Below are 5,395 nucleotides of genomic sequence, written 5' to 3' on the forward strand. Positions count from 1 at the left end.
GTCTTTAAATAATAATTTATCTTCAAAAGTTTTTGATAAATTTTTAATATAGATTTTCATTTAATTAAATTAATATAATATACCGATAAATTAGCATTAAAATTTCATAAAAATTTAATCGTGCTTTGAAATAAAACGGAGCGTAATATAATTTCAAAATTCTATTAAAATTATAAAACTTAGCTTAAAAAGCGTCTTTTGCGATAAGTGATAAATTTTACACTAAAACGCCGTCATTATCGAGGCAAAAGCGTAAAATTTAACTATTCAATTTAATATGCGATATTTGCATATTGCTTAAATTTTGCTTAAAAAAATTCACTAATTTAAAAATTCTTTTATAATCTAGAAAGTATAATAGCCGTGCAAACCAAAATTCTTGAAAGGAATATTATGCAGTCCAGAGAAAAGATTGTCAAAACGACTTGTCCTTACTGCGGCACCGGCTGTGGTATCGATCTTATCGTAAAAGACGGCAGGATCGTAAACGCGCGCCCTACGCAGGCCCATCACGTAAATGACGGCGAGCTATGCTTAAAAGGGATGTTCGGCTGGGAGTTCGTAAACTCTCCAAAACGCCTTGCCAAACCTATGATCCGTAAGAAAAACGGAGTATTTGATAGAAGCGGCAAGCTTGAGGAGGTAAGCTTTGAAGAGGCTTATGATTTTGTAGCGTCTAAATTTAAAGAGACCGTCGCTAAATATGGCCCAAGCTCAATAATGGGTTTTAGCTCGGCGCGCTCAAATAACGAAGACAACTACGTTTTTCAGAAATTTTTCCGCGCTCAGGGTAGCAACAACGTCGATCACTGCGCCCGTCTCTGACACGCTCCTACAGTGGCAGGTCTTGCCAACACGCTAGGAAACGGAACGATGACGAACGATTTGGTAGAATTCGCTACCGATACGGACGTATTTTTACTCATCGGCACCAACACGAGCGAATGTCACCCGATCATCGCTATGCAGATGCAGCGCGGGCTTCAGCGCGGCGCCAAGATGATCGTAGTAGATCCGAAGCGCACAGATATGGCGAAAAAAGCCGATATCTATCTGCAAATCCCGGTGGGCGCGAACATTAAGACGCTAAATACCATTATGAATGTTATCATTGCTGAAAATCTGCAAGATGACGAGTTTATCAAAAACTACGCTCACGGCTACGAGTATCTAAAAGAAGCGGTTAAGGACTTTACGCCTGAGCGATTTGAGCGCGAGACGGGCGTGAAAAAAGAGCTCGTAATCGAAGCTGCTAGAATGTATGCTAAAGCAGGCGCAGCGGCGATCTGCTACACGATGGGTATCACACAGTTTAGCGACGGCACCTCAAACGTCTTTTCGCTTTCAAATTTAGCCATTTTGACGGGAAATTTAGGTAAAAGAGGCGCGGGCGTAAATCCTTTGCGCGGTCAAAACAATGTCCAGGGTGCATGCGATATGGGCGCGCTGCCTAACGTCATTCCGGCAGGTGCGGTAAATTCCGCTTACGCTCAGGAGCAGGCGCGCAGAGTATGGCACTTCGAGCTAAATCCAACTCCAGGCTTTAAGCTTACGGTCGCACCCGATAAGATGGATAGCGGCGAGCTGAAGCTACTCTATGTTTACGGCGAAAACCCCGTAATGAGCGATCCTTGGACGGAGCACTTCGTGCATGCAACGCATCATCTGGATTGCTTTATCGTGCAGGATCTTTTCTTTACCGAGAGCGCACAGAAGGCAGATGTCGTACTACCTGCTGCCGGATGGGGTGAGAAGGACGGCACCTTTTTAAACACTTCCCGTCGCGTCCAGCGCACTCGCAAGGCAAGCGAGCCGGCTCCTGGCGTAGAGCCTGATTGGAAGGTCGTTTGCAATATCGCACAAAGAATGGGACTTGAAGGGTTTGATTTTTTAAGTGCGGAAGAAATTTGGAACGAAGTGCGTGCATTAATGCCTAAATTTTTTGGCGGTATTAGCTACTATAGGCTAGATAAGCTAGGCGGCATAAGCTGGCCATGTCCTGATGAAGATCATCCGGGCACACCGGTTCTTTACGCAGATCATAAATCGATGCTGCCTGACGGTAAATTTAGAATGGTGCCGGTACTTTACGTGGATGATAAAGAGGAGCGCGCTAAAGCTGAGGCGGATTTTAGAGCCAAGATGAAAATTCCTGATGATTATCCAGTGGGAAGCGGCGCGCTTAGCGAGATTCCGGATGAAATTTATCCGTGCTTATTTACGACTGGGCGCAAGGTTTATCACTACCATACTGGCACGATGACGAGAGAGTGCCGCGCGCTAGAGTACGGCGCGGGCGCAGAAGGCGCGCTCATCGAGGTAAGCCCTGACATCGCACGCGAACGCGAGCTTACCGAAGGTTGCTACGCGCTAGTCAAAAATAAGCGCGGCCAGATCGCGGCGAAACTGCGTATAAATCCGGATCTAAAAGAGGGCACGATCTTTACGACCTTCCATTACAGCGAGGCCGACGGCAACGAGCTCGTGCATGCGGGCGATCTGGATCCGCTATCGGGTATCCCACCGCTAAAGATGACGATTGCAAATATCAGAAAGCTTAGCGAGAGCGAGTTTATCGAGTTCAGAAGACAAAACGAGATGTCGATGCACTCTGAAAAACCTTATCTATCGCCGGTTCATAAGTAGTTTGGGCGGCAAGTTCCACCCGCTTTATATAGATGAAATTTCATCGCGGCTGCGGCAAAATTTGATGAAATTTTATCTTTGCGGGCGCTTCATGGCCGCTTGCGCGCATGGTGCGAGCGGCTCGTGGGGTTTCCACGCGATTTTTTAAATACAAAACTGCGAGCGCTTTAAATTTACGCACGCCGCTTCGGCTTTACTTCGGCGAATTAAGGCTATTTAAGCAAAATTTCACTACGATACGGGCGAAATTAAAATAAGGAAGGTCTATGGAGCCGATTTATAGGGCGGAGATAGTTAAATTTAAAGGGGATGAAAGAAGGAACGTAAGCGATATCTTGGTTCGCGAGATCAAGCTTGAAATTTTACTAAACGGCAAGCGTTTCGGCGCGCTGATGGCGACTCCGAGTGATTTAAAGGCGCTTGCGGTAGGCTATTTGCTGAGCGAAAATTTGATCTCGGATCCAAGCGGCATAAGAAGCATTGAGCTCGCGCCGGACGGGCTTAGCGTGAATGTCTGCGGCGAGATAAACGAAAAGCGGCTAAATAGCTTCGATGCCGAAAAGGTTATCATCAGCGGCTGCGGGCGCAGCTCTACCGCAAATATCGATCCAGAGGCGATGGCGGCGCGCAAAGTCCGCTCGGACGCTAAATTTCATAAGAATGAAATTTTAAATTTGATGAGCGAGTTTTACACGCAGTGCGAGCTTTACGAGATGACGGGTTGCGTGCACACCGCAAAGCTCTTTACCGCGGGCGGCGAGTATTTTATCGGCGAGGATATCGCCCAGCACAATACCATCGATAAATCCGTCGGCAAGGCGGTCTTGGCGGGGCGCGATACGCAGGGCTCGCTTCTTTTGGTAAGCGGCAGGCTAAGCTCCGAAATGGTCGCCAAAGCCGTGATGAGCGGCATTAGCGCGCTTGTTTCGCGCACGGCTCCTACGAGCCTGGGCGTCGTGATCGCGCGTAAATTTGATCTTACCCTTTGCGGCTTCGCGCGCGGCGAAAATTTAAACGTCTATAGCGGCGAAGAGAGAATTTTGAGTTAAGAAGGCGGCATGGAGATAGATATCAAGATAGACGATAAAAAAGCAAGCGAGATCAAAAGGCTGATTTTAAATTTACTAAATCCAAGCGGCAAGCTCGATTGCGGCGCGGCGTTTAAGATCGCCGCCAAATTAGGCGTAGACGCGAGCGTCGTAGGAGATCTCGCGGCACGCGAAGGGATACGGATAGATCGCTGCGAACTCGGACAGTTCGGCAAGCTGCAATGTAGCGGAGGCAGCATAAAGGCTCTGCAGAAGCTAAATCCGTTTTTGGATGAGAAAAGGCGGATTTTTTGCCGCGACGCCCGCGCCGTAGCTAGCGGCGGAGTGGGGTTCGATACGGTGCGCTCTACGCTTAAGGAGCACGCCATAGACGTGAAATATTGTCAGTTGGGCTGCTTTAAGGAGAAGAAAGGCAAAAGAATGAGGGTAAAAACGAAAACTTGGATCGAAAATGCGCAGGGCGAGCTCATTTTTGGCAAGGGCAAAACCGAAGTGCTGGACGTGATAGCTCAAACGGGCTCCATCTCTAAGGCCGCCGAGGTTTTGGGGATGAACTATAAAAAGTGCTGGAGCCATCTGCAAATTTTACAAAAAAATCTGCAAGAGGAGCTCTTTAGTACCAAGCAAGGCGGCGGCAATGCCGCGGGTACGACGCTAAATGCACGCGCCTATGAGCTGATTGCTGCATATAAGCAGCTGCAAAGCGATATAGAAAACTACGCAAACGAGCGCTTTAAGGAGCTGTTTTTGAAAAAAGAGGGCGAAAAAGACGCAAGTAAAGCGGCAGATAAAAACCATTAAATTTAAAGGAGAAAACGATGTTTGTAAAGCTAAACGAACGAACCTATCTAAACAAAGACAGGATCACGCGCATCAAGGTAGATAGCGTCCAAGACGGTATCAGAATTCGCTTTTATGAGGGGCAGTTTCAAGTCGCCAAAAGCGGCAGATTTGAAAGCGAAGAAAAAGCGATGGAGTGGCTGCAGAAAAATTTTATCGGCAAATAGCCGCAAAGCGCACTTCATAGCCGCGCGAGCAGCTTGAGAACAGATCCGTAAAACAACGCTTTTTGTGATACGGTAGCAACTTGCCGCTTATTAGCACTACGATAATTTTTGGTGACCTGTGCTTTTAAGAAAAGCCTACGCAAAGACGTTGCGGTAAATTTACGGCGAACGAGCCTCGGATATAGTGCCTAGCGTAGGTGTAAATAGAGAATGTAGCTACGCAAATAAGGTCTATGACGACATTCGTTCGCCAAATTTACTCGAAAGATTTCATCATTTTAACCCTGTCAACGGCATTTTTCGGTCAGTTTTGCTTATCGTGCCTATATAGTATTTATATTTTATTAAGTACTGATTGGATATAGTCGCGGGCAAAATTCTAAGGGGAAATTTTGAAAGACTTCAAACTTAGGTTTATTTATGCTATCTGCGCGGTAGTCGTATGTGCACTGTATCTGCTAGCCGAAAGATCAGGTCTTACGGAGCGCAAACAAACCAATTTTACCGTCACTGCCGATACAAATGTCTCCAAAGTGCCCGGTCTTAGCAAATACGTAACCCAAGAAGAGGTCGATAGCTTTGCGTTTCGCTATTGGGATATAGATTACAATTCAAACCCGAAAAACGTATTTAAAGAACCCGCCATTGACGTAGAGCTAAAAAGGCTTTTAAAGAGCAAGCAAACTGATGAAA

Annotated in this window: 4 protein-coding genes and 1 pseudogene; all 5 read left to right on the forward strand. The window is 46.5% G+C overall.

What is annotated here, in order from left to right; translation table 11 throughout:
* Window positions 1-393 precede the first annotated feature (393 nt).
* A complete protein-coding gene (locus Q0198_RS10965) occupies window positions 394-2,646 on the forward strand; it encodes a molybdopterin-dependent oxidoreductase (RefSeq protein WP_366111999.1) in 2,253 nt (750 codons plus the stop codon).
* A 266-nt stretch (window positions 2,647-2,912) separates the two neighbouring features.
* Window positions 2,913-3,695: a formate dehydrogenase accessory sulfurtransferase FdhD gene (gene fdhD / locus Q0198_RS08035; protein ID WP_297896767.1), complete on the forward strand. Its 783-nt coding sequence runs from the start codon at window positions 2,913-2,915 to the stop codon at window positions 3,693-3,695.
* Window positions 3,696-3,704: 9 nt separating this feature from the next.
* A complete protein-coding gene (locus tag Q0198_RS08040; RefSeq protein ID WP_297896768.1) occupies window positions 3,705-4,496 on the forward strand; it encodes a LysR family transcriptional regulator in 792 nt (263 codons plus the stop codon).
* 17 nt (window positions 4,497-4,513) lie between these two features.
* A complete protein-coding gene (locus Q0198_RS08045; protein WP_177388229.1) occupies window positions 4,514-4,702 on the forward strand; it encodes a sodium-dependent tyrosine transporter in 189 nt (62 codons plus the stop codon).
* Between the two features lie 392 nt (window positions 4,703-5,094).
* Window positions 5,095-5,395: pseudogene (locus Q0198_RS08050) on the forward strand (hypothetical protein); the annotation flags it as partial.

The sequence above is a fragment of the uncultured Campylobacter sp. genome, assembly GCF_938045205.1.
Classification (GTDB): domain Bacteria; phylum Campylobacterota; class Campylobacteria; order Campylobacterales; family Campylobacteraceae; genus Campylobacter_B.